This window comes from Bradyrhizobium sp. P5_C12 (assembly GCF_054049735.1).
This window is the reverse complement of the sequence record NZ_JBFULU010000039.1, coordinates 28388-52885: the sequence shown is the minus strand read 5'-3', so window position 1 is coordinate 52885 and position 24498 is coordinate 28388. Positions and strand designations below refer to the sequence as shown.

21 protein-coding genes are annotated in these 24498 nt (G+C 65.3%); 13 read left to right on the top strand and 8 right to left on the bottom strand.

Going from position 1 to position 24498, the window contains the following annotated elements:
- Positions 1 to 58 precede the first annotated feature (58 nt).
- Positions 59 to 967, bottom strand: coding sequence for a PaaI family thioesterase (locus ACXJMY_RS28185; RefSeq protein WP_456622615.1), 909 nt, complete (start codon positions 965 to 967; stop codon positions 59 to 61).
- 149 nt (positions 968 to 1116) lie between these two features.
- Here ACXJMY_RS28185 and ACXJMY_RS28180 point away from each other — a divergent pair, with 149 nt between their 5' ends.
- Positions 1117 to 1434 (top strand): hypothetical protein, encoded by a 318-nt coding sequence (locus ACXJMY_RS28180; RefSeq protein WP_456622614.1) that lies wholly within the window; start codon positions 1117 to 1119, stop codon positions 1432 to 1434.
- 39 nt (positions 1435 to 1473) lie between these two features.
- Here the strand turns inward: ACXJMY_RS28180 and ACXJMY_RS28175 are convergent, their stop codons facing one another.
- The gene (locus tag ACXJMY_RS28175; protein WP_456622613.1) at positions 1474 to 2943 is read right to left on the bottom strand and encodes an amidase; all 1470 of its coding nucleotides are present in this window, start codon (positions 2941 to 2943) and stop codon (positions 1474 to 1476) included.
- 326 nt (positions 2944 to 3269) lie between these two features.
- Here ACXJMY_RS28175 and ACXJMY_RS28170 point away from each other — a divergent pair, with 326 nt between their 5' ends.
- Both ACXJMY_RS28170 and ACXJMY_RS28165 read left to right on the top strand, forming a co-directional pair.
- Positions 3270 to 3944 carry a hypothetical protein gene (locus tag ACXJMY_RS28170; protein ID WP_456622612.1) on the top strand — a complete coding sequence of 225 codons (675 nt, stop codon included), beginning with the start codon at positions 3270 to 3272 and terminating at the stop codon, positions 3942 to 3944.
- Complete coding sequence (locus tag ACXJMY_RS28165; protein WP_456622611.1) at positions 3941 to 5200, top strand: hypothetical protein; 1260 nt, start codon at positions 3941 to 3943, stop codon at positions 5198 to 5200. The genes ACXJMY_RS28170 and ACXJMY_RS28165 overlap by 4 nt, the downstream gene beginning before the upstream one ends.
- A gap of 227 nt (positions 5201 to 5427) precedes the next feature.
- Here the strand turns inward: ACXJMY_RS28165 and atzD are convergent, their stop codons facing one another.
- A complete protein-coding gene (atzD, locus tag ACXJMY_RS28160; protein WP_456622610.1) occupies positions 5428 to 6537 on the bottom strand; it encodes a cyanuric acid amidohydrolase in 1110 nt (369 codons plus the stop codon).
- A 400-nt stretch (positions 6538 to 6937) separates the two neighbouring features.
- On the opposite strand from atzD, the gene ACXJMY_RS28155 reads away from it, so the two are divergent.
- From ACXJMY_RS28155 to ACXJMY_RS28135, 5 genes are all read left to right on the top strand, one after another.
- Positions 6938 to 9274, top strand: coding sequence for a Tex family protein (locus ACXJMY_RS28155; RefSeq protein WP_456622609.1), 2337 nt, complete (start codon positions 6938 to 6940; stop codon positions 9272 to 9274).
- Positions 9275 to 9639: 365 nt separating this feature from the next.
- The gene (locus tag ACXJMY_RS28150) at positions 9640 to 10209 is read left to right on the top strand and encodes a hypothetical protein (protein ID WP_456622608.1); all 570 of its coding nucleotides are present in this window, start codon (positions 9640 to 9642) and stop codon (positions 10207 to 10209) included.
- 97 nt (positions 10210 to 10306) lie between these two features.
- Positions 10307 to 10999 (top strand): response regulator transcription factor, encoded by a 693-nt coding sequence (locus ACXJMY_RS28145; protein WP_456622607.1) that lies wholly within the window; start codon positions 10307 to 10309, stop codon positions 10997 to 10999.
- A complete protein-coding gene (locus tag ACXJMY_RS28140) occupies positions 10986 to 12074 on the top strand; it encodes a sensor histidine kinase (protein WP_456622606.1) in 1089 nt (362 codons plus the stop codon). Before ACXJMY_RS28145 ends, ACXJMY_RS28140 begins: the two co-directional genes overlap by 14 nt.
- A gap of 29 nt (positions 12075 to 12103) precedes the next feature.
- Complete coding sequence (locus ACXJMY_RS28135; RefSeq protein WP_456622605.1) at positions 12104 to 13345, top strand: amidohydrolase family protein; 1242 nt, start codon at positions 12104 to 12106, stop codon at positions 13343 to 13345.
- 10 nt (positions 13346 to 13355) lie between these two features.
- On the opposite strand, the gene ACXJMY_RS28130 is transcribed toward ACXJMY_RS28135, so the two are convergent.
- Complete coding sequence (locus tag ACXJMY_RS28130; RefSeq protein WP_456622604.1) at positions 13356 to 13727, bottom strand: response regulator transcription factor; 372 nt, start codon at positions 13725 to 13727, stop codon at positions 13356 to 13358.
- Positions 13724 to 14590 carry a S1C family serine protease gene (locus ACXJMY_RS28125; protein WP_456622603.1) on the bottom strand — a complete coding sequence of 289 codons (867 nt, stop codon included), beginning with the start codon at positions 14588 to 14590 and terminating at the stop codon, positions 13724 to 13726. The genes ACXJMY_RS28130 and ACXJMY_RS28125 overlap by 4 nt, the downstream gene beginning before the upstream one ends.
- Positions 14591 to 14773: 183 nt before the next feature.
- Between ACXJMY_RS28125 and ACXJMY_RS28120 the strand changes: the two genes are divergently transcribed.
- The 3 genes from ACXJMY_RS28120 (at position 14774) to ACXJMY_RS28110 (ending at position 19166) form a co-directional block, all read left to right on the top strand.
- Positions 14774 to 15739 (top strand): VOC family protein, encoded by a 966-nt coding sequence (locus ACXJMY_RS28120; RefSeq protein ID WP_456622602.1) that lies wholly within the window; start codon positions 14774 to 14776, stop codon positions 15737 to 15739.
- 62 nt (positions 15740 to 15801) lie between these two features.
- On the top strand, positions 15802 to 16677 hold the full coding sequence (locus tag ACXJMY_RS28115) for a dihydrodipicolinate synthase family protein (protein WP_456622601.1): 876 nt from the start codon (positions 15802 to 15804) through the stop codon (positions 16675 to 16677).
- Positions 16678 to 16844: 167 nt separating this feature from the next.
- A complete protein-coding gene (locus ACXJMY_RS28110; RefSeq protein ID WP_456622600.1) occupies positions 16845 to 19166 on the top strand; it encodes a xanthine dehydrogenase family protein molybdopterin-binding subunit in 2322 nt (773 codons plus the stop codon).
- A 180-nt stretch (positions 19167 to 19346) separates the two neighbouring features.
- Here ACXJMY_RS28110 and ACXJMY_RS28105 read toward each other — a convergent pair whose 3' ends face one another.
- Genes ACXJMY_RS28105 through ACXJMY_RS28095 form a run of 3 tightly spaced genes read right to left on the bottom strand, consistent with a single transcriptional unit; the run spans position 19347 to position 22569 of the window.
- Entirely contained in the window at positions 19347 to 20543 is a 1197-nt protein-coding gene (locus ACXJMY_RS28105) for an acyl-CoA dehydrogenase family protein (RefSeq protein WP_456622599.1), read from the bottom strand.
- A 17-nt stretch (positions 20544 to 20560) separates the two neighbouring features.
- A complete protein-coding gene (locus tag ACXJMY_RS28100) occupies positions 20561 to 21709 on the bottom strand; it encodes an acyl-CoA dehydrogenase family protein (protein WP_456622598.1) in 1149 nt (382 codons plus the stop codon).
- 5 nt (positions 21710 to 21714) lie between these two features.
- On the bottom strand, positions 21715 to 22569 hold the full coding sequence (locus ACXJMY_RS28095) for an enoyl-CoA hydratase (protein ID WP_456622597.1): 855 nt from the start codon (positions 22567 to 22569) through the stop codon (positions 21715 to 21717).
- A 286-nt stretch (positions 22570 to 22855) separates the two neighbouring features.
- Here ACXJMY_RS28095 and ACXJMY_RS28090 point away from each other — a divergent pair, with 286 nt between their 5' ends.
- Both ACXJMY_RS28090 and ACXJMY_RS28085 read left to right on the top strand, forming a co-directional pair.
- Positions 22856 to 23464, top strand: a complete 609-nt coding sequence (locus ACXJMY_RS28090; protein ID WP_008563456.1) for a LemA family protein — start codon at positions 22856 to 22858, stop codon at positions 23462 to 23464.
- Between the two features lie 132 nt (positions 23465 to 23596).
- On the top strand, positions 23597 to 24496 hold the full coding sequence (locus ACXJMY_RS28085; protein WP_456622596.1) for a TPM domain-containing protein: 900 nt from the start codon (positions 23597 to 23599) through the stop codon (positions 24494 to 24496).
- Positions 24497 to 24498: the final 2 nt, after the last annotated feature.

Sequence of the window (24498 nt, the reverse complement as noted above, 5' to 3'; positions counted from 1 at the left end):
CTCGCAGGAAACGCGCTATCGTTGTGGCCCGGTCCGTCGCCGTCAAGGGAAAATACGCCTATTCCTCGTCGTTTCCGGGCGTCGGCCGCAGCATGAAATGGCCGAAAGCGGTGGCGATCGGCTTGCTCGCATCGTCCTGCCAGGCCCGCGCTTCGAAGGCTACGATGCGCCGGCCCTGTTTCACGATCGAGACGTTGGCGACGGTGTCCAGGGCGCGGCCGGAGCGCAGATAGTTGACAGTGAGTCCGATCGGCTTGGGCAGCGCGGCGATGCCGAGCTCGCGCGTCACGCCGACGATCGCGGTGGTCTCGAGGAAGGCGCCGGTCATGCCGCCATGGATGGCGGGCAGGATCGGGTTGCCGATGATCTTCGGCGAGAACGGCATCGTCAGCGTGCCGTCGTCGTTGACGCGAATGCCGAGGCAGCGCGCGAACGGGCTGTTGGCGAAGGGGCCATCCGGATCGTCCGGCGCCTCCAGCGTCGGGATGCTGCGCGTATCCATCCTGCGGTCGGCGAGCATGTTGGTGCGGTTGGCGCCGATCATGAAGCAAGCGGTGGCGGTCGCGACCGGATCGTCCTCGGAGTCCTGATAGGCGGTCGAGCGCACGAACGCGATCGAGCGCGTGGTGCGGTAGCACACCGAATGCGCCTTGATGTCGAGGCCCGGCGTCGCCGGCTTCTGGTAGTCGATGCGCAGATCGAGGGTCGCGATCGCGCGCGTGCCGTCGAGCGCGAGTTGAACGGCCATGCCGCAGCTCTCGTCGAGCATCGCGGTGACGACGCCGCCATGCAGCACGCCGGTCTCGGTGTCGCCGACGAAGACGGGACGGTAGGGCAGGCTCGACCACGCCTCGCCCGGCGCGAACCGGTCGAGCCGCAGCCCGCTGATGTGGCCGTAGTCGGAGCGGCGGCCCTGGATGGCCTCGGCGAGCTCCTCGAACGGAAGCGTGGTCGGTGAAGTGGACATGACGACGTTCTAGACCAGTGTCGGGCGCCGCGCAAAACCCCGAAAGGACTTCATCAGGCAGTCCTGCCTGGGCCGGTTTGGCCTCGACACGGCGTGCCGAAGCAACGATGGTGGGCGCTTCGTCCGTCGACTAGCCCCAAGGAGTGCCCATGGCCGACCCCGAAACACCCGCCACCAATCAGGGGCCCGTGACCATTTCGAGCTCCAGCTCGGAACGGGCACCGATCATCTATTTCGACGGCGCCTCCTGCTTCGGCCATCACAACGGCGCGATCCAGATCGAGCTCGCCGCGAACCTGCTCATGCCGGTCGGTGCCGCCGTCAGGGTCGACGTGATCCAGACCGCGCATCTGCGCTGCAGCGTGGCCGCGGCATTGGCCTTGCGCGAAGCGCTCGACAAGGCGCTCGCGATGTACCGGCAGGGGCAGCAGCAGCCGAATGAGGAGATTCCGGCGGTGAAGAACTGATGCGGCATCGCGGTCGCATGTCGCCGCGATCGCAGTTTCTCAACTCACATGCACCTTCGGCTTCTTGCCGTCGTTCCACCTGCCGTCGAGCGCGCGCTCGATCTGGGCGGCGAGTTGCAGCAGCAGGCCGTCGCTGGCCYGTTTCCCGATCGCCTGGATGCCGAGCGGCAGGCCGTGATCCTGGCTTGCCATCGGCATCGAGATCGCCGGCATGCCGCAGAGATTGGCGAGCGGCGTGAAGGCGAAGAAGCGCCAGAGATTGCCGAACCAGTCGAGCACATCCGGATTGTCGGAGATGGTAAGATACTCTGTCGTGCCGACCTTCGGCGTCGGCAGCGCGGTGATCGGCGTCAGGATGACGTCCCACTGCTCGAAGAAGGCGCCGAAGCCGCGCGATGTGGTGTTGAACGCGCCCTGCATCTTGGCGCGCTCGGCGAAGCTCGTGTGGCGGCCGGCTTCCCAGATCCGGATGTTCATGGGCTCGATGAGATCTTCCGGCGGCATTTCCAGCCCGCGCGCGGCCAGCATGTTGGAGATCACGACGGCAAAGTTGCTGATGTAGCAGGTGGTCTGCGCCTCGAATGCGGCGCGGAAATCGAGCTCGGGCAGGGCGTAGTCGACGTGATGGCCGAGGCCCTCGAGGAAGCGGCCGGTCTTCTCCAGCTCGGCCGCGATCTGCGGCGTCGCGGTGTAGTCGCCCCAGGTGTGCGACAGCGCGATCCGGAGCTTGCCGGGATCGCGCTTGATCATCTCGGAATAGGGCTGCGCCGTGGTCCAGAACGGCATGAACTCGCCGGGCGCCGGTCCCCTTGCGTGGTCGACGAAGGCCGCGGTGTCGCGCACGCTGCGCGACTGGCAGCCCTGGATCGAGACGAGGCCGGTGAGGTCGGACATGTGCGGCGCCAGCGAGAACACGCCGCGCGAGACCTTCAGGCCGATATTGCCGTTGACGCCGGCGGGAATGCGGATCGAGCCGCCACCGTCGGTCGCATGCGCGATCGGCACCACGCCGGCCGCGACCATCGCGGCACTGCCGGCCGACGAGCCGCAGGTGGTGTAGTCGGTGTTCCAGGGATTGCGCGTGACATAGACGGCCGGATTGTCGGCCGAGCTGCACACGCCGAATTCCGGCGTCGTCGTCCGTCCGATCAGGTTCAGTCCGGCCTGGCGAAACTTGCCGGTCAGGAAGGTGTCGGCGGCGGCGCGATTGCCGCGCATCAACAGCGAGCCCATCTCCTGGAGCCGGCCCTTCATGGTCGGGCCGAGGTCCTTCATCAGGAAGGGCAGGCCGGCGAACGGGCCGGCGAGATTGGCGCCGTCCTTGGCCGGGTCGGCGATCACGTCATCGAACAGCTCGACCACACCCGACAGTGCCGGATTGACCTTGGCGACGCCGGCGGCGGCCTGGCGGGCCAATTCCTTCGCCGTCAGCTCGCCCTTGCGGACGCGCGCCGCCAGCCCCACGCCATCGTGCTGCGCCCATTCATTCCAGCTCATCGGCAAAGTCATGAAAGTCAAATCCCCTAGATGCGGTGTCACCTTTTTCGCAAGGTACCGCCCGAATCAACTGAGCCGGCGCGAGGGGCAGGGTTGCGCCGGGCGGAGGGGTCAGCGCCCCCCAGGACAAGCTCTACGCTTAGGGGTTGGGATGGCTTGATCGCCATCGCGGTCAGCTTGCAATGGATCTACCTTTAATTGTAGTCTAGAACATCTCGCTCAGTCTGTTTCAAGGAAAGCGGGCAACGAAATTTAAGGCGAAGACTAATTCTTAGCGACAACCAATTCCATGGAATGACCGACGGCAATATTTCGCTTTGCTTTGATGGAGTCATTTTATGTCGGAGCAATTCGACTCCTATCTTGTATCTATTGGCATGGCGCTTTCGCGAAAAGAAATCGATGTCGCTCGCGCAACGGAGATGCTTTCGGCGCCAGAGGTTATCGACAATATTGACGGGAGCAACGTCCAGCAGTTGATTCGTCTGTCTCTCATGACATCCATGATGGATAAGGGTTCCGAGAGTCTGATGCTGGCCGAGGTGGGAGTCCTGTTGGGGATGATCAAGCCAGAATTGGAGATTGATTTCGGATTGCAGGTTGGCGTGTCGAACGCCCAAAGCTGCGCCCTATTTGCAATGTATAGCATCTCCTTTCAGCGAGGAAATCTGCCCGCCTCATTGGCGATTTTGGAAGGTATGATACCTTCGCTCAACGCGGCTGGCGACCGAAAGGGATTGCTGGAGGTATTGTGTTGGCTCGGTATACTGCAGACGGACACTGAACAATTTGGCGAGGCGGTAAGTAATCTGTCTGCCGGCCTCGCCCTGCTCAATGAGCCCGAGACGATCGACGCGCTCGAGGACAACAGCGCACTTGATATGGTGCGCTCGGACAACAAGAACGTGTTTTCGTTTCCGCGGCTCCGATTTCTTGAAACTCCCGAGGGTGCCAGCGTTGAAGCAGCAATTCGAGATTTGCTGAGGGCCGGCGAGCAAAAGCATCGCTCATGACAAAGAATACGGTTCTTGTTGACTATACGACGCTCGTATCGGCGGCAAATGTCATCTGCTGCGCGGATGCGATTTACCCCTCGTCGACAAAGAATCCCTATCGATCATTGTTGGCTGGCCAGCCTACTCATCCGGATTCGCCGATGTGGTTGGAGGTGGCGAGTCTTGCGGATTTGGTTGAAGGTATTGTTATCCACGAGACATTGTGCGTGTTGGATGTTGCCGATGGGGATAGAAATCGGGAGTTGGGTCGGTATGTGAAGGACGGCTCGAGGCAGCGCAATATGATGAGTTTCCTTCGCGCTGAATCCATTCTGGAGGAGCTCGACGTTGCTTCGGGGGATTCGATCAATTTTCAGAACTGGATACAGGAAGCCGCAAAATCCGGGGCTTTGCTCACTTCCTTGATAAACGCTTTATTCGAGCTCCTGAAGCAGCCCGCCTATAGGGGGCTGCCTGATTTATTCTCCCACAGCCAAACTGTATACAAGTTCGACGGCGAAACCGTTTGGTCGCGTGTGCAAGGCCTTGTTGACCCAAAAGAATTGTCGCGCGCCTTTCGCCGGAAGCTCCGCGAGAATGCGAACAGCATCCAATTGGCCGAGACGTCTCATTTTTATCCAGAGGACATCCTGGGATACTTTTTGCGAGGCCTCTACTACAACGATGTCGCGAAAGTGCGGCGTATTCCCTACCATCCTCATGGCGGACGTTCACCAATAGTCATGTCGGATGGTTTATGGGCAGCCGGAGTCGTTGAGAATTACGCATCTTTGCCGGTGCAGTTCGTTCAGAGGCTTAGACATGAGATCGCTGGTGACGTGAACTCTGTGGCCAGCTGCAATCTCTTCGATCTCGACCTGCCGCCGGTGCTCGGCGCTGTACTACGCGAGGCTAATAAGCCCGAAGATTGTATTCCGATAGCAGTTCAGATGCGCAACACCCCGGCTGCAGTTCAATATCGCAAATGCCTGCAATCCATCTCGGCTCCAGATTCCGGCCTGAAAGTTCTGAGGCTAAAAGCTGACCTCGATGAACTGAAGCAGAATCTGAGGAAGCAGTTGTTGCTAGAACGGCAGACCGTTTCATTCAGCCTCTGGAAATTTTCGTTTCCAATCAAGATTCCCGGGTGGTTGTTCAAGTCCTTTTATTCCCCAGGTCAGATGCACATGCAATTCATTCGGGACCTGGCGCTGTCGTCAATTGGTCTTCGAAGTCTCGAAAGCAGGCTCATCCAGATATTTCGGCATAACTAGTTGAAATTGAGGTGTATCAGCTCGCCCTTGCGGACGCGCGCCGCCAGCCCCACGCCATCGTGCTGCGCCCATTCATTCCAGCTCATCGGCAAAGTCATGAAAGTCAAATCCCCTAGATGCGGTGTCACCTTTTTCGCAAGGTACCGCCCGAATCAACTGAGCCGACGCGAGGGGCAGGGTTGCGCCGGGCGGGGGTCGCATGCGAGCTCGCCTTGCTTGCGCGCGCATCAATTCGAGAGCTTTGCGATCGCCGCAACCGGCCCGCCGCCGGCCGGCCCCTGGTGCTCGGCCCCGCCCGACACATAGACCGCACCGGTACCGGCGAGGCCGGCGATCAGGCCGCCGACGGCGGCGCGGGCGTGGCGTGTCGAGCTGATGTCGGTGTCCTCGAGCATGGTGTGGCGGAAGCCGCGCACGCTGCCGTTCGGCGAGGCCTCGGCCTTTGCGAAGATGTTGACGAGCTCGCGGCACGCTTTTGCCTGCGGCGCGATGCCGAGACCCACGCTGCTCAGCGCTGACATCACTGCGGCGGAATCGATGGCGTCGCTCATCACGGCATGCCCGATCTCGAATTCGCTCGCGGATGACGCTGAATTGCCGAGCACGATGACGACGTTGTGCATCAGCTCGATCCCGGACGAGGTCGAGGCGACCTTCGAGAACAGATCATAGCGTCGCAGCACGTCCTCGTCGCGGACATCGGAAGCAATCTCGCCGAGCGCGACCGCCACTCCAAGCGCGGAGGCGCCGCGCGAATAGGCCATCGAGCCATAGGCGCTCGTCGTCGCCGTCTTGTTGCCGCGCGCGGCTGCGGCCTCGACGCGATCGCTGGTGAGCAGCGGACACTTGATCTGCACGAAGTGGACATCGGCGGGATCGGTGATGCCGGCATCCGCCATCGCGGCCTTCACGGCCTTGGCCGTCTCCGCGATCTGCGCGGCGCGGCCGAGCTCCTCGGGCAGGAAATCCCGCGTGTGCGCCATGCCGATGCTGAGGCGCTTGCCGGACAGGCCTGCCGGGCGCTCAGCCTCGCGCCGCGTGAACACCGTGATATGTGGGCTGAGCACGCCCTCGGTGCCACCCGACATCACGAAGGCGATGCGCTGCTCGACCGCGTCTGGCGAAAGGCCGAGTGCTGGCGCCAGCGCCGTGCACAGCGCGGCAACGGCATATTCCCGCGTAAAATCGTTGACGCCGCCATTGCCCTCGGTCTTGCCGAGGATGGCCAAAATCGTTGTCGGATCGATCGCGCCGGAGCCGATCATGGCCATGAGGCCGGAGACGTCGCCGGGGCCCTTGGTGGCGATCCTGATGACGCCGACCGATGTGGTACGCATTGTAGTCCTCACATGGAGTTCAGGAGTCCGGCGGACAAAACAGCCGCTGAACCGGGGCGGCTGTCAAGATGTCAAGGCAAGTCGCGCTGTCGTCCTGGCGAAAGCCAGGACCCATACCGCGGAATCCATCGGTTGAATTTGGTATCAGTACCGAACTGCGAGTCTTCGCCAAACCGCTCCCTGGGGTAATGGGTCCTGGCTTTCGCCAGGACGACGGCGCAATATGTGCGTCGTCTGCGCCATCCCCACGATTGTGGCGAGATCGCATCGCTTCACCAAAAAAAATCCTCTGTCGACGGTTGCGCGGCGCACCTTGATGAATCAACCTCGGTTGGTCCATAAGCGGCGTCCCGCGGCCGGTTTCGGTTCGCGTTGCGTGCTTGGATAGAGGGGTTCTCGCGTGGCGAATATCAACCAGAAAATTGCGCAGGAGCTTGGGGTTCGGGCGGAGCAGGTCGAGGCGACGGTAGCGCTGCTCGACGGCGGCGCCACGGTTCCCTTCATCGCCCGCTACCGCAAGGAAGCGACCGGTGCGCTCGACGACGCGCAATTGCGCACCCTGGAGGAGCGCCTGGGCTACCTGCGCGAGCTCGAAGACCGCCGCAAGGCCATCCTCGAATCGGTCCGTGAGCAGGGCAAGCTCGATGCCGCGCTCGAAGCCACGATCATGGCCGCCGACAGCAAGGCGCGCCTGGAAGACATCTATCTGCCGTTCAAGCCGAAGCGCCGCACCAAGGCGGAGATCGCCAAGGAAGCCGGCCTCGAGCCGCTCGCCAATCAGCTGATGGCGGAGCCTGCCAACGATCCGAAGATCGTGGCCGAAGCCTTCGTCAACGCCGAGAAGGGCGTCGCGGATGCCGCCGCCGCACTCGACGGTGCCCGCGCCATCCTGGTCGAACGTTTTGACGAAGACGCTGACCTGATCGGCGCGCTGCGCGAAGAGATGTGGACCAATGCGCGCATGGCCTCCAAGGTGCGCGACGGCAAGAAGACCGAGGGCGAAAAATTCGCCGACTATTTTGAATTTTCCGAGCCGCTGACGAAGCTGCCATCGCATCGCATCCTCGCGATGTTCCGCGGCGAAAAGGAGGAGATCCTCGATCTCCAGATCCAGGCTGAGGCCGAAGCGCCGCCGCCCGGCGTGCCGGGCGCCTATGAGCTGAAGATCATGAAGCGGTTCGGCATCGCCGACCTCAAGCGCGCCGGCGACCGCTGGCTGATCGACACCGTGCGCTGGGCCTGGCGCACCAAGATCCAGGTGCATCTCAACATCGATCTGCGGATGCGGCTGTGGAATGCCGCCGAGACTGAGGCCGTGCGCGTGTTCGCCTCCAATTTGCGCGACCTCTTGCTGGCCGCGCCCGCCGGCACCCGCGTGACGATGGGGCTCGATCCCGGCTTCCGCACCGGCGTCAAGGTTGCGGTGATCGACGCGACCGGCAAGGTGGTCGATACCGCCGTGATCTATCCGCACGAGCCGCAGCGGCAGTGGAACGAGGCGCTTGCGATCCTCGGCAAGCTCGCGCTGAAGCATCGCGTCGAGCTGATCGCGATCGGCAACGGCACCGCCTCGCGTGAGACCGACAAGCTCGCGGCCGATCTCGTCAAGGGCCTGGCCGAACTGAAGATGACCAAGATCGTGGTGTCGGAAGCCGGCGCGTCGGTCTATTCGGCCTCCGCCTTCGCGTCGCAGGAATTGCCGGGCCTGGATGTCACCCTGCGCGGTGCGGTCTCGATCGCGCGGCGGCTCCAGGATCCGCTTGCCGAGCTGGTCAAGATCGAGCCCAAGGCGATCGGCGTCGGCCAGTACCAGCACGATCTTGGCGAGGCCAAGCTCGCCAAGTCGCTCGATGCCGTGGTCGAGGACTGCGTGAACGCGGTTGGCGTCGACGTCAACACCGCCTCCGCGCCGCTGCTCGCGCGGGTGTCGGGCGTCGGTTCCGGCCTCGCGCAGAGCATCGTGCAGCACCGTGATGCCAACGGCCCGTTCAAGTCGCGCAAGGCGCTGAAGGACGTGCCGCGGCTCGGGCCGAAGGCGTTCGAGCAGTGCGCGGGCTTTTTGCGCATCCTTGGCGGCGAAGACCCGCTCGATTCCTCCGGCGTGCATCCGGAAGCCTATCCGGTGGTGCGACGCATCCTTTCCGCCACCAAGAGCGACATCAAGGCCCTGATCGGCAGCAGCGACATTGTGCGCACGCTGAAGCCAAAGGACTTCGTCGACGAGACCTTCGGTCTGCCGACTGTCACCGACATTCTGCGCGAGCTGGAAAAGCCCGGCCGCGACCCGCGCCCGGCGTTCAAGGCCGCGGTGTTCAAGGAAGGCGTCGAGGAGATCAAGCATCTCCAGAAGGGCATGATCCTCGAGGGCACCGTGACCAACGTTGCCGCCTTCGGCGCCTTCGTCGATATCGGCGTGCACCAGGACGGCCTCGTGCACATCTCGGCGATGTCGAAGACGTTCATCAAGGATCCACGCGAAGTGGTGAAGCCCGGCGACATCGTCAAGGTGAAGGTGCTGGACTTCGAGGTCGCCCGCAAGCGCATCTCGCTGACGCTGCGCCTCGACGACGAGGTCGGCGCCAAGAAGGATGCGCCCGGCATGCAGCGCGACAACAATTCGCGCAACACCGCCCGCATGACCTCGTCGGCGCCGCGCAAGCAGGAGTCCTCCGGCGGCGGCGCGCTCGCCGAAGCGCTGCGCCGCGCAGCCGAGAAGAACGGCGGCAAGCGCGCGTGAGTTTTAACCTCTCCCCGCTCTTAGCGGGGAGAGGTCGGATCGCCCCCGGCAATGCGAGGCATCGTCCGGCGCGATCCGGGTGAGGGGCAGGGCACATGGTTGACCGCATCAACGGTCCCTCCGTCTCCTAAGTTGATTGTGCACGCGACAAGCGTTGCGTTCACTTTTTGGATCGCATTCGCGGACGCAGCCCCTCACCCCACCCTCTCCCCGTAAGAACGGGGCGAGGGAGTGACAGAGCGACGCCTTCCTGACTTCCGCGTCAGAATCTGGCGCGTTTGTAAGTTGAAGGTGCCTGTCCCTTCCTCTCATCTGATCCTCCTGGCGCGGCGTGAGTGTCGCCGCGCAGCACGGAGGATGCTTCGATGGACAACAAGCTTCTCAAAGGCGTCACCGCGGTGACGATCGCCGCGGTGATGGCGCTCGCTTCACCGGTCCTTGCCCGTGGCGGCGGTGGCGGCGGCGGTGGTCATGGCGGCGGCTTCGGCGGTGGCGGACATGGTGGCTTCGGCGGTGGCGGCCATGGCGGCTTCGGCGGCGGGATGCACGCAGGCGGGTTTGGCGGCGGGATGCGCGGCGGCGGCATGCATGTCGGTGGCATGGGCGGTGCGCGTTTCGCCGGCGGGCCAGGCTTCGGCGGCGCCCGCTTCGCCGGTTCGCCAATGGCCGCCCGCGCTGCCATCGGGCCGCGTTTTGCCGGTGCACCATTAGCGACCCGCGCCGCTTTCGGCCCACGGTTTGCTGGCCCGGGCTGGCACGGCAGGCCCTTCATCGGCCGACATGCCTTTTTCTTCCGCCATCACCGCTTCCACCGGTTCGCCTTCGTCGGCGCGCCGTACTTCTATGCCAACTATTACGACGACGGCTGCTGGCAAAGGAGCTGGACAGCCTATGGATGGCAATGGGTCAATGTGTGCGGAGACAGTTGGTACTAGCATCGCCGTACCGCACCATTGTCGCGATCGCCACCGGGCGGTTCCGCTCAGCCCCGGAACGGGATAGTCTGGTGGCGACCGTCGCGCGGAGTTTGTCATGACCGGAGGTCACCGCCGCATCCTGGTCGTCGAGGACGATCCGGAAACCGCAGGCCAGCTCGTCGAGGAACTGACGATCTCGGGTTACGACGTCGATCTCGCCGCGACCGGCCGCGAGGCGCTGAGCCACGGCGTGGCGCGCGATTATGCCGTGATCACCATCGACCGCATGCTGCCCGACATCGACGGCATCGCGGTGATGCGGCAGCTGCGCGACGATGGCATCGCCGCGCCCTTCCTGATCATTTCCGCGCTCGGCGAGGTCGATGACCGCGTGCGCGGCTTGCGCGCCGGCGGCGACGATTACCTGGTCAAGCCGTTCTCCTTCGTCGAGCTGCTGGCGCGGCTGGAAGCGCTCGGCCGCCGCAGCGAGACCATTGCCAAGGAAACCATCCTGCGGGTTGGCGATCTCGCCATCGACCTGATCGCGCGCAACGCCAGCCGCCGCGGCCGGAAGATCCCGCTGCTGCCGCGCGAGTTCCAGCTGCTCGAATATTTGGTCCGCAACGAAGGACGCGTCGTGTCCCGCGCGATGCTGCTCCAGCACGTCTGGGACCTGCACTTCGATCCCTCCACCAACATCATCGACGTCTATGTCGGGCGCGTCCGCCGCAAGGTCGATGACAGCCAGGATTATCCGCTGATCCACACCATCCGCGGCATCGGATATTGCCTCCGTGCTCCTGGTTAAGACGCTTCGTTCGTCAACCTTCAGGCTGGCGCTGCTGGCGATCGCGGCGTTCGGACTGATCGTCGCGGCGATCATGGCCTACGTCTATTTCGGCACGCTCGCCTATGTGCAGAGCCGGCTCGGCAATGTCGGCGATCACGACGGCTTCAAGGACATGATCGGGCTCGCGATGGCCGCGGTCGCCGTGCTGCTGCTGGTGCTGGCCGGCCTCGCCGCCGTGCTGGTGACCCGGCGTACGGTCGGGCGGATCGAAGAGATCAACGCCACTAGCCGCGCCATCATGCTGTCGGGCCTCGACCAGCGTATCCCCTTGCGCGGCAGCCACGACGAATGGGACCGCGTCGCCGAAAACCTCAACCAGATGCTCGATCGCATCGAAACGCTGATGGGCGAGGTCAAGCAGGTCAGCGACAACGTCGCCCACGATCTGCGCACGCCGCTGACGCGGATGCGCGGCCGGCTGGAAAAGGCCTATCACAACCAGCGCAACGGCGATGCTGATGCGGCCCTGATCGGCGACACCATCGCCGATCTCGACGCGGTGCTCGGCATGTTCGCCTCCATCACGCGGATCTCGGAGATCGAGACGCGTGCCCGCAGGAGCGCCTTTCGTGCGCTCAACCTCGCCGAGATCGCCGGCGAGGTCGTCGAGCTCTACGATGCCGCCGCCGAGCAGGTTGCGACCGGCCTCAGCCTCGACGGCGACAGCGAGGTGACCGTGACCGGCGATCGCGACCTCCTGTTCGATGCCATCGCCAATCTCGTCGACAATGCGATCAAGCACGGCCGCGCGGGCGGGCAGGTGACCGTGACCTGCCGCAACGCCGGCGGAGGTGCGATGATCGCGATCGCCGACGATGGGCCGGGCATTCCGGCCGACCAGCGCGATCACGTCTTCAAGCGCTTCTACCGGCTCGAGCAGAGCCGCTACACGCCGGGCAACGGGCTAGGCCTGAGCCTCGTTGCGGCAGTTGCGCGCCTTCATGGCGCCGAGATCGCGCTGCATGATAAGGCGCCGGGCCTGACGGTCCAGCTCAGCTTCCCGTCGCACCAGTCCGGCACCCAATTTGCATGATCGTCCGCGTCTCGAGTGGAAGTCCCGCAATGTCCCGCCTGCCCGACATCATCGTCACCAACGCCCGCATGCGCAGCCGCGAGATCGTCGACATCGCCATCACCGGCGGCACGATTACGGCAATCGGCAGCAGGCTCGAAACCGGCGCACAGGCCTTCGTCGATGCGAAGGGCGGCCTGGTGACGCCCGCCTATGTCAATCCGCACCTGCATCTCTGCAAGGTCTGGACGCTGCCGATGATGTCGGAGGAGGCGCTGGAAGCCTATCAGGGCGGAGGCATGAGCGAGGCGGCGAAGGCGGTCGATCTCGCCGCGGCGGTCAAGAGCAGCTACGACGCGTCATGGATCATTCCGAACGCACGGCGCGCAGTGGCGCTGGCCGCGCTCCACGGCAACCTCCACATCCGCGCCTTCGCCGATGTCGACACCAAGGCCCGGCTCGAGGGCATCAAGGCGCTGCTCGCGGTGCGCGAGGAGTTTCGCGGCATCGTCGACATCCAGGTGGTCGCCTTTCCCCAGGACGGCCTGTTTCGCGAGCCCGGCGCCGACGGCCTGATGCGCAAGGCGATGGCGCTCGGCGCCGACGTCGTCGGCGGCATTCCCTGGATCGAAGCCGGCGAGGACGACAGGCGGCGCCACGTCGATTTCTGCTTCGATCTCGCGGCCGAGCATGGCGCCGAAATCTCGATGCTGCTGGACGATGTCGGCGACGCCGATATGCGCACGCTCGACATGATGGCGCGCGCGATGATCGCGCGTGGCGTCGAGGGCCGGGCGCTTGCGCATCACTGCCGTGCGATGGCGCTCTATCCCGAGGCTTATCTGCGGGAGCTGACGGCACTGCTTCGGGAAGCGCGGGTCAGTATCGTCAGCGATCCCCATACCGGTCCGCTGCACGCGCGGGTGAAGGAGCTGCTGGCCGCCGACATCAATGTCTGCCTCGGGCAGGACGACATTTCGGACGCCTATTACCCGCTCGGCCGCAACAACATGCTGGAAGTGGCCTTCCTTGCCGCGCATCTCTTGTGGATGACGAAGAAGAGCGAGCTCGATGTGCTCTACGACATGATCACCACGCGCGCCGCGACGGCAATGAACCTGGAGCGCTACGGCCTCGGGCTTGGCTGCGCGGCCAATCTCGTCGTCCTCGACCAGGCCGACGTGACCGAGGCGTTGCGCTTCCACACCCCACCCCGCATCGTCATCAGCCATGGCCGGATCGTGGACGCCGACCGCATGCGCACGCTCGCACAAATGGTGCCGTCCGGGTGACGCGCGCTGCTCAGAGCTCGATGACGCCGCGGCGCGCCGCATGCGCCACCGCATCGGTGCGGCCGGTGGCGTCGAGCTTGTCGAGCAGCGAGCCGACATGGAATTTCACGGTGTGCACGGAGATGCCGAGCTGACGCGCGATCATCTTGTTGGAGGCGCCCTCGGCCATCAGCGCCAGCACGTCGAGCTCGCGCTGCGTCAGCGCGATATCCTCGGGCATGCCGCGCGGATCGCGGACAACGATCGTCGCCGCGGCCTGCTCGCCGGGCGCGGCGAGGCGCAGCCCGGCGACATTGCCGAGCAGCGCAGCCAGGCGGTCGGCGAGAGCGGGATCGTCGATCTCCAGGGACAGCAGGATCTCCGGCAGCTTGTCCTCGCTCACGCCTCCGGCCTCTCGCCGACCGTGACCTTGAAGCTGATCGGCTCGCCGCCGCGGCGCACCGCGACATCGACCACGGCGCCGACGCTCGAAGGTCCCAGCGTCCGCGACAGCGCGCGCACGCCGGACAGTTTCTGGTCGTTGACCGCCACGATCACGTCGCCCTGGCGAATGCCGGCCGCCGCCGAAGGCCCGGCCTTGTCGACACTCATCACCATCGCGCCGATACCGTCGTCGAGCCGCACCGGCTGGAGTCCGAGCCCGAGATATCCGCGCGCGATGCGGCCGCGCGCCTCTAACTGCGGCGCGATGCGCTCGATCGTCGCCGTCGGGATCACCAGTACGCGCCGCGGTCCGAGCACAGCCATGCCGAAAGCTTCACCCGTCGCGTCGAGCGCGAGGCCGCCTTCCTGGCCGGGACGCAGGCGAACGTCGAGCTCGATCCGCGCATCGATGTCGCCGCCGCGCAAGGAGCGCCAGCTCCTGCCGGATGCCGACACCATGCCAAGCGCGGCGCTCGGCGTGTCGCGGTTGGTGGCCACGACAACCGACAAGGTGCCGAGGGGCGGGACCGTCGCGGCCAGCTTGACCGGCGCGACGCCAATCTCGGCACGCAGCAGCGCGATGTCGGTCGTATGGTCGCGGCCGGCGATCGTGGCGGCGACCCGGCTGCCGTCGGGGAGGCCGATCTCGACCTCGCCCTCGTCGGCCAGCGCCTCGTCGGCGGTGACGATCAGGCCGGGCTTCCAGACGAAGCCGGTCGCGCGGGAGCGATGCGAATGCACGGAGACGACGGAGGGCGCGGTGCGCGCCACGACGTCCGCGAGCGCGGACGACAGTGAAGACAGAGGAGTTGGGGCGGTCATGGCGGTCTCCTGTAAGTTGTCCTCAATCTGGGATGTCGCGGGCGATTGCGAAACTGGCCGGGTGGCCAGGACAGAGCCGGCGCCGGCCGACGAACATGTGATTGGGAGCCGCTCACGGGAACGTGTAGCAATCGGCCGACATTGCGCCGCAAGGCCCTAAACGTTTCCAGCGAGCCCTGACCGATGACCATCGACCTCACCCGCCGCACCCTGCTGCAACTCGCCGGCGCCACCTCGCTCGCGATGGCCGCCGCGGCCGCGGCGCGGGCCGAGGGCACTGCGCAAGGCACCGGGCCGACCTATGCCAGCCGCACGCCGATGCGGGTCGGCATGGTGACGCTCCGGGTCAAGAATCTCGACACGGTGGCCGACTACTACCGCGACGTGATCGGGCTGGCCGTGATGGAGCGCTCGGCCACAGCCGCGAAGCTCGGCACGGCCGGCATCACGCTGCTCGTGCTCGAGGCCCGTCCCGAAGCGGCGATCGAGCCGCGCAATGCAGCCGGCCTCTACCACACCGCATTCCTGATGCCGACGCGCAAGGATCTCGCGCGCTGGCTGGTGCATGCGGCTTCGCATCGCGTGCCGCTGTCGGGCTTTGCCGATCATCTCGTCAGCGAATCCGTCTATCTCGACGATCCCGAAGGCAACGGCATCGAGGTCTATGCCGACCGCGATCCCTCGCAATGGCAATGGAGCGAGGGCAGCGTGAAGATGGCGACCGACGAGCTCAACATCCCCGACCTGCTGTCGCTGACCAACTCGCGCATTCCCGACTACGCCAAGGCGCCGGACGGAATGCGCATCGGCCACATGCATTTGCGCGTCGGCGATCTCGCGCAGGCGGAAAGCTTCTACCACGGCGCTGTCGGCCTCGACCCGACCCGCAAGCGCAATGGCGCGGCGTTCCTGTCGTCGGGCCGCTATCATCATCACCTCGGCATGAACGTCTGGCAGAGCCAGGGCGCCGGCCAACGGGATGATGCCACGACCGGGCTCGCCTGGTTCTCGCTGGTGACGGCGAAGCAGGAGCTGCTCGCCGCACAGGAAGAGCGGCTGCGCAAGGGTGGCGCGAAAGTCACGGCGCTTGCGGACGGCGTGGAGGCCGTCGATCCCTGGGGCACGCGGGTGCGGCTGCTCAGGGTTTGATCGCCCGCGCAGGCATTGCTAAGACCCGTCAGGCGCAAACCAGTTTCCGGGATCCCCCTGACATGCTCGATTTCCACGGCGTCTTCCCGTATCTCGTCTCGCCCGTCGATGCCGACGGCGCGGTGCGCAGGAACGTGCTCGCGAAACTCTGCGACGACCTGATCGGCGCCGGTGTGCACGGGTTGACGCCGCTGGGGTCGACCGGCGAATTCGCCTACCTCAACGCCGCGCAACGCACGGCGGTGGTGCAGACCACGATCGAGGCCGCGAAGGGCCGCGTGCCCGTGGTGGCCGGCGTCGCCTCGACCTCGACGGCGGATGCGGTGGCCCAGGCGAAGGCCTACCAGAAGCTCGGCGCCGACGGCATCCTGGCGATCCTGGAGGCTTATTTCCCGCTCGCCGACGCCCAGGTCGAATCCTATTTCCGCGCCATCGCGGATGCGGTGGATATTCCCGTCGTCATCTACACCAATCCGCAATTCCAGCGCTCCGATCTCACGCTCGACGTCATCGCGCGCCTCGCCGAACATCCGCGCATCGGCTACATCAAGGACGCCTCGACCAACACCGGCCGGCTGCTCTCGATCATGAACCGCTGCGGCGATGGCTTGCGCGTGTTCTCGGCCTCCGCCCACATTCCGGCCGCGGTGATGCTGATCGGCGGGCTCGGCTGGATGGCGGGCCCGGCCTGCATCATTCCGCGCCAGAGCGTCGCGCTCTACGACCTCTGCAATGCCGGCCGCTGGGACGAGGCCATGGTGCTTCAGCGCAGGCTGTGGCGCATCAACGAGACCTTCGCCCGCTTCAACCTCGCCGCCTGCATCAAGGCCGGGCTTTCGATCCAGGGCTACGACGTCGGTGACCCCGTCCCGCCGCAGGCCGCGCTGACGGCCGATGCGCGCAAGGTCGTGGAAGCGGCGCTCAGGGAGCTGGCATAGCTGTCATTCCGGGTTCGATGCTGCGCATCGCCCCGGAATGACGGCCTCCACCACAAGCCCGGGCATGCCGAAATCGTGGATATCCCGCCCAAAACCGCGGCTGGTCTCGCCTGCCTCGATCCGCTAAAAGGCTGCCGCATTTCAAGAGACCTCAAGGACCCCACGGAATGAACATTCTTCCCGGCAATTTGCGTTTCGGAGCGGGGCAGCCCGTCAAGCGTTTGGAAGACCAGCGGCTGCTCACCGGGAAGGGGCAATTCATCGACGACAAGCCGGAGGACGGCGCGCTGTGGTTGCATGTGCTGCGTTCGCCGCATGCGCACGCCAGGATCGTCTCGATCGACGCCAGCGCGGCGGCCGCGATGCCCGGCGTCACCGCGATCTACACCGGCGTCGATCTGATCAAGGACGACATCGGCACCATTCCGACGCTGAGCATCTTCAAGCGCCCCGACGGCAAGCCGATGACGGTGCCGCCGCGCCGGCTACTCGCCCATGAGATCGTGCGCTATGCCGGCGAGGCGGTGGCGGCGGTGGTTGCCTCGTCGCGTACTGAGGCGCAGAGCGCCGCCGAAGCCATCGTGGTCGAATATGACGTTCAGCCGGCCGTGGTCGATCCGGTCGAGGCGGTGAAGCCCGGCGCGCCCGTGGTGTGGCCCGAGGCGCCCGACAACATCGTCGGCGCGATGAGCTATGGCGATGCCGCCAAGGCGGATGAAGCCTTCGCCAGCGCCGCGCATACGGTCGAGCTCGATATCGTCAGCCAGCGCCTGGTGCCGTCGGCGATGGAGCCGCGCTCGACCATTGCCGAGATCGACAAGAAGACCGGACGTCTGCTCCTGCACGTGCAGTCGCAGACCCCGGCCTCGACCCGCGACGTGCTGGCGGAGGCCGTGCTGAAGCGTCCCAAGGACAGCGTGCGTGTGCTGGTCGGCGACATCGGCGGCGGCTTCGGCCAGAAGACCAATCTCTATCCCGAGGACGGCATCGTGGCCTATGCCGCGACCAGGCTGAACAGGAAGATCCGCTGGCGCGGCGACCGCACCGACGAGTTCGTCGGCGGCACCCATGGCCGCGACCTCACCTCGACCGCGTCCTTCGCGCTGGACGAGAAGGGCAAGGTGCTGGCCTATCGCGTCAAGTCGATCGGTTGCACCGGCGCGTATTCCTCGGGCGCGGCCAACATCATCCCGCTGGTGCTCGGGCCCTTCGTGCAGACCGGCGTCTACGACCTGCCGCTGGTGCATTTCGAGGTGAAGTCGGTGATGACGCATACCGCGCCGGTCGGCGCCTATCGCGGTGCCGGGCGCCCGGAAGCGGTGTTCATCGTCGAGCGCTTGTTCGACGCGGCTGCGCGAAAAATCGGCATGGATCCGCGCGCGATCCGCAAGGCCAACTACATCAAGCCGGCACAACTGCCCTATACCAACGCGGCCGGCCAGGTCTACGATTCCGGTGCCTTCGCGCACATGCTGGATCGCGCCGTAAAGCTTGCGGACTGGGACGGCTTCGCCGCGCGCAAGAAGGCCGCGAAGAAGAAGGGCCTGCTCTATGGCCGCGGGCTCACCTCCTACATCGAATGGACCGGCGGCCGCGCCCATACCGAGAAGGTCAGCCTGCATGCGACCGCGCAGGGCCGCGTCATCCTGCATTCCGGCACCATGGCAATGGGGCAGGGGCTTCAGACCACCTACACCCAGATGATCGCCGACACGCTCGGTATTGCCATGGACAAGATCGATGTCGTCCAGGGCGACACCGATCTCGCCATGGGCTTTGGCAGCGTCGGCTCGCGCTCGCTGTTCGTCGGCGGCACCGCGGTCGCGGTCTCCTCCAACGATTTGATCCAGAAGGCGCGCGAGAAGGCGGCGAACGTGCTGGAGACCTCGGTCGAGGACATCGAATATCAGGGCGGCATGCTTACGGTGGTCGGCACCGACCGCCGCATCAGCCTGTTCGAGCTCGCCGAGAAGGAGGGCGGTGCAAAACTCAGCGTCGATTCCGAGGGCGAGGTCGACGGGCCGAGCTGGCCGAACGGCACCCATATCTGCGAGGTCGAGATCGACCCCGAGACCGGTGTCTCCCGCGTCGTGCGCTACACCACGGTCGACGATGTCGGCGTCGCGGTGAACCCGATGCTGGTCACCGGCCAGATCCATGGCGGCGTCGCGCAGGGCATTGGACAAGCGCTCTACGAAGGCGTCTCCTACGATGCCGAGGGCCAGTTGCTGACCGCGAGCTACCAGGACTACTGCATCCCGCGCGCCGACGACGTTCCGCCGATCGTGGTGACGCTCGACGACTCCGCGCCCTGCCGCACCAATCCGCTCGGCGCCAAGGGCTGCGGCGAATCCGGCGCCATCGGCGGCCCGCCCTGCGTCACCAACGGCGTGATGGACGCGCTCGCCGAGCTCGGCATCACCCAGCTCAACACGCCCCTGACGCCGCAGAAGATCTGGAAGGCGATCCGGGACGCGAAGGTGGGTTAATTGTAGCCTGCGCTGCTGCGCCAATTTCAGCTGGTCGTCCCGGCGAAGGCCGGGACCCATACCCACCGAGCGGAGTTTGGCGAAGATCGGCCATTACCAGCTTTGCGCCACACCTCTTCCCGGCGTATGGGTCCCGGCCTTCGCCGGGACGACAGCGAGTGTGTGGCGCCAGTTCGCGGCTCAAATCCCCAGCATCATCTTCGCAATGATATCCCGCTGGATCTCCGAGGTGCCGCCGAAGATCGTGTAGGCCCGGCCGTTGAGATATTCCGGCACCACCGTCAGCATGTCCTCGGGTGTCGCCGGCTCGTGGTTGAGCTTGTAGAGCGGACGCATCGGCTCGACGGCGAGGGCGTCGTGGCCGATCACGTCGGCGCCCAGCCGTGTCACGGCCTGGCGGATTTCGCTGTTGCGCAGCTTCAGGATCGACGACACCGCGCCGGGATTCTGCCCGGTCTGGAGCGCCGAGAGCACGCGCAGCTCGGTCATCTCCAGCGCGTCGATGTCGATTTCGACCTCGGAGATGCGCGTGGCGATATCCGGGCTGTCGATCGCGCGACCGGTCAGATCGGACCCGGCGAGCTCCGAGATCGCCTTCAATCCCTCGCGCAGCTTGGCCGAAGCGATCCCCGAGCCGCGCTCGAATTCGAGCAGATATTTGCCGTAGGTCCAGCCCTTGCCCTCCTCGCCGACGCGGTTGGCCACCGGCACGCGCACGTCGTCGAAGAACACCTGGTTGACCTCGTGGTCACCGCCGATGGTGAGGATCGGGCGCGTGGTGATGCCCGGCGTTGTCATGTCGATCAGGACAAAGCTGATGCCGTCCTGCTGCCGCGGCCCGTCGCTGGTGCGTACCAGCGCGAACATGCGGTTGGCGTGATGGGCATGCGTGGTCCAGATTTTCGTGCCGTTGATGATGTAATCGTCGCCGTCGCGCACCGCGCGCGTCTTCAGCGAGGAGAGATCCGAACCCGAGCCCGGCTCGGAATAGCCCTGGCACCAATAGTCCTCGCCGGAGAGAATTCGCGGCAGGTAAAAATTCTTCTGCTCAGGGCTGCCGAAGCCGATGATGACGGGCCCGACCATCTTGACGCCCATCACGTTGACGTTCGGCACACCGGCCCGCGCGCTTTCGGTCTCGAAGATCCAGCGCTGGGCCGGCGTCCAGTCCGGCCCGCCATGCTCGACCGGCCAGCCCGGCGCGCCCCAGCCTTGGGCGTGCAGCGCGCGCTGCCAGGCCATGCCGATATCGGGATCGGAGAACACGGACGGCGTCAGCGCGGTCGCGCGCTTCATCTCCTCGGTGAGATTCTTCGCGATGAAACCGCGCACCTCGTCCTGGAAGGCGCGCTCCTCGGAGTTGAACGACAAGTCCATGATGCGCTCCCTTCGGTTCAGGCCGGCACGCTGGCGCGACCGAGCCGGGCGTGGCGTGCGTAGTGGTGCGCGCTGCCGCCGAACAGCGTGTCGAAGGCGACCAGCCGCTTGAAATAGGCGCCGACCTCGAGCTCCTCGGTGACGCCCATGCCGCCGTGAAGCTGGATCGACTGTTCGCCGACAAAGCGCGCGCATTTTCCGATCTTCGCTTTCGCGCCGGATGCGGCCCGTGCGCGCTCGATCGGCGGGCTGTCCGCCTTCAGCGCGGCGCGCAGCGCCATCGAGCGCGCCTCGTCGACCTGCATCGCCATGTCGGCGAGGCGGTGGCGGATCACCTGGTTGGCGGACAGCGGCCGGCCGAACTGTTTTCGAATTTTGGTGTATTCGAGCGTGGTGTCGAGCAGCACCTGCATGATGCCAACGGCTTCCGCGCCGAGTGCAGCCGTGGCGCGATCGACGGCCCATTCGATGGCCGGCAGCGCGTCTTTCCCATCGCCGAGCAAGGCATCCTCCGGCAGCTCTACGCCGGACAGCTCAATGTTGCAGGCGCGTCCGCCGCCGAGGCGCTCGTAGTCGGAGATCGCAACGCTCGGGGTCTTTGCCGGCACCAGGAACAGGCCGATCCGCCCGGATGGGCCCTGATGATCGTGGATATGCGCGGAGACGATGATCTCGTCGGCGGCATGGCCGTCGAGCACGGCGATCTTGCTGCCGGAGAGGCGCCAGCCTTGCGCCGTCTTGTTGGCGATCGTCGCGACCTTGGAAAGATCGAACCGCGCCGCGCGCTCGGAATGGGCGAGCGCCAGCTTCAACGTGCCGTCGGCGATCTTCGGCAGCCGCGCCTGCTTCTGCGCCGCGCCGCCGCATCGCTCGACCAGCGCCGCCCCCAGCACGACCGTCGCGATGTAGGGCTCCGACACCAGCCCGCGGCCAAACGCCTCCATCAGAATGCCGGTCTCGACCGCGCCGCCGCCGAGCCCGCCATAGTCTTCGGAGATCGGCAGCGCCAGCCAGCCGAGCTCGGCGAACTGCGTCCAGACCGCCGGGCTGAAGCCGAGCGGATCGTTCGCCATCCTGCGGCGGTGGTCGGCATTGTAGCTCTCGGCTACGAAGCGTTCCGCGCTCTCGCGCAGCAGCCGCTGCTCGTCGCTCAGATTGAGATCCATCGCGTCTACTCCGCAGCCGCCGGCGGCTTGCGCACGGAGGGATGCAGGCCGGATGGATCGACGATCATGCCGAACTCCTGAAGGTTATGGGCGTGGCAGAGCTGGTGCAGCGCAAAGGCCTGGTCGATCGCCGCCGGCTGCCCCATCACGTCGACCGAGCGGTTGACGGCTTCCTTGGTCAGCTTCAGCGCGAAGGATGGCTTTGATGCGATCCGGCGCGCCAGCGCCAGCACGGAAGATGAAAGCTCCGCGCGCGGCACCACCTGGTTGACCATGCCGAGCTGGTGCGCCTCCTGTGCGCTCCATGTGTCGGCGGTGAACAGAAACTCCTTGGCCTTGCGCGGGCCGAGTTCCCAGGGATGCACGAACCATTCGACACCGCACACGCCCATGGTGACGACGGGATCGCAGAACTGCGCATCGTCGCTGGCAACGATGAGATCGCAGGCCCATGCCAGCATCAGGCCGCCGGCGATGCACTTGCCGTGCACCTCGGCGATCGTCGGCTTGGCGAGGTTGCGCCAGCGCCGCGTGATCTGGAGATAGATTTCCTGCTCGCGCGCGAAGCGGCCATGGGCGTTGGCTTCAGCAAAACCGCCCCAATTTCCGATCGGCGGAAAATCGACGCCTGCTTCATTCTTGCCGCCGGGCCGCAAATCGTGGCCAGAGGAGAAATGCGGCCCGTTGCCGGCAAGGATGATCACCTTGACCGTGTCGTCCTGCACCGCCGCATCGAAGGCGGCGTTGAGGTCGTAGGTCATTTGCAGGTTCTGCGCGTTGCGCGCGTCGGGCCGGTTCATCACGATCCGGGTGATCGCCGGCTCCGGCCTCTCCACGAGGATGGTCTCGAACGAGGTCATGGCGTTTCCCTGGCGTTTCCGTCTCGGAATTATTGTTCTCGCGAGTTGACTATTTCAGTCAGGATTAGGCAAGGGGCTTGCGTCAATCGGCTGGCGGTTGGGCGCGCACAACTACTCATCGCTGTCATTCCGGGGCGCGAAGCGAACTATGGTGCGCAATTGCGCACCTGAGAATCTCGAGATTCCGGGTTCGATGCTGACGCATCGCCCCGGAATGACGCCAGAAGGCTGGCATCCCCGGCGCTCAGTCTGGTAGTTTGCGCCAGTTTCCACCGGGAGAAATTTGATGCGCAAGATCCTGACCGTGCTGGCGGCGCTGGCCTCGCTCAGCCTGACCAATTGCGGCTACAACGCGATCCAGAGCGAGGACGAGCAGATCAAGGCCAACTGGTCCGAGGTCGTGAACCAGTATCAGCGCCGCGCCGATCTCGTGCCCAATCTTGTCAATTCGGTGAAGGGTTTTGCGCAGCAGGAGAAGGATGTGCTGCTCGGCGTCACCAATGCACGCGCCAAGGTCGGCAGCATCCAGGCGACGCCGGAGGTGCTGAACGACCCCGCCGCCTTCCAGAAGTTCCAGGCCGCCCAGGGCGAGCTCTCCAGCGCGCTGTCGCGGCTCCTGGTCGTCACCGAGAACTATCCGCAGCTCAAATCGGACGCGCTGTTCAAGGACCTGATGTCGCAGCTCGAAGGCACCGAGAATCGCATCACGGTGGCGCGCAACCGCTATATCAAGGCAGTGCAGGACTACAACGTCACCATCCGCTCGTTCCCGAGCAACCTCACTGCGATGATGTTCGGCTACAAGGAGAAGCCGAATTTCTCGGTCGAGAACGAGAAGGCAATCTCGACCGCGCCGAAGGTCGACTTCAACCCCGCGCCCGCGCCGTCGAAGTAAGTGCGCTCAGCCCCGATGCGCACCACATCCTCCGCCGTCATTCCCCGCGAAAGCGGGGAATCCAGTACGCCGCAGCTTCTCCGTAATCCGCCGGCGTCTCTGGAATACTGGATCGCCCGGTCAAGCCGGGCGATGACAGCGAGGTTGTGGCGAACGATTGCCGTAGTCGCACTCGTCCTCGCCTTCGTCCTCCCCGCCTCGGCCGACGTCGCCGTACCGCAACTCACCGGCCGCGTGGTCGACCAGACCGGCACGCTCTCCAGCAGCGATATCGCCGCGCTGACGCAGAAGCTGCGCGACTTCGAGACGCGGAAGGGCAGCCAGGTCGCCGTGCTGATCGTGCCGACGACGCAGCCGGAGACGATCGAGCAGTTCTCGATCCGCGTCGCGGAGGCCTGGAAGATCGGGCGCAAGAAGGTCGATGACGGCGCGATCCTGGTGGTGGCCAGGAACGACCGGCATTTGCGCATCGAGGTCGGCTATGGCCTCGAAGGCGCGTTGACCGACGTGACCTCGCGGCGGATCATCGACGAGGTCATCACGCCGAAGTTCAGGACCGGCGATTTCGCCGGCGGCATCGCCGATGGCGTCGATCGCATGATCCGCGTCATCGACGGCGAGCCGTTGCCGATTCCCTCGCCCAGCGTGAATTTCGGCAATCTGGACGACCTCGCACCGCTCTTCATCGTGACGCTGTTCGTCTCGCTGGGGGTGGGCGGGTTCTTCCGTGCCGTCCTCGGTCGGCTGCTCGGATCATTGGTGACCGGAGGAATCATTGCAGCGCTGAGTTGGCTTATTCTCGGTTCTCTGGGACTCGCCGTCGCCCTCGGAGCTCTCGGCTTCGTCATCGGGTTCATCGCCGATCTGTTTTCGGCGATGGGGCCAAGCTCGGGGTCGTCGCGCGGCGGCGCGTGGTCGAGCGGTTCCTCGGGAGGTGGCTGGAGCAGCGGATCGTCAAGCAGCAGCGATAGCGGCAGCTTCAGCGGTGGCGGTGGCAGTTTTGGCGGCGGCGGCGCCTCGGGGAGCTGGTAGCG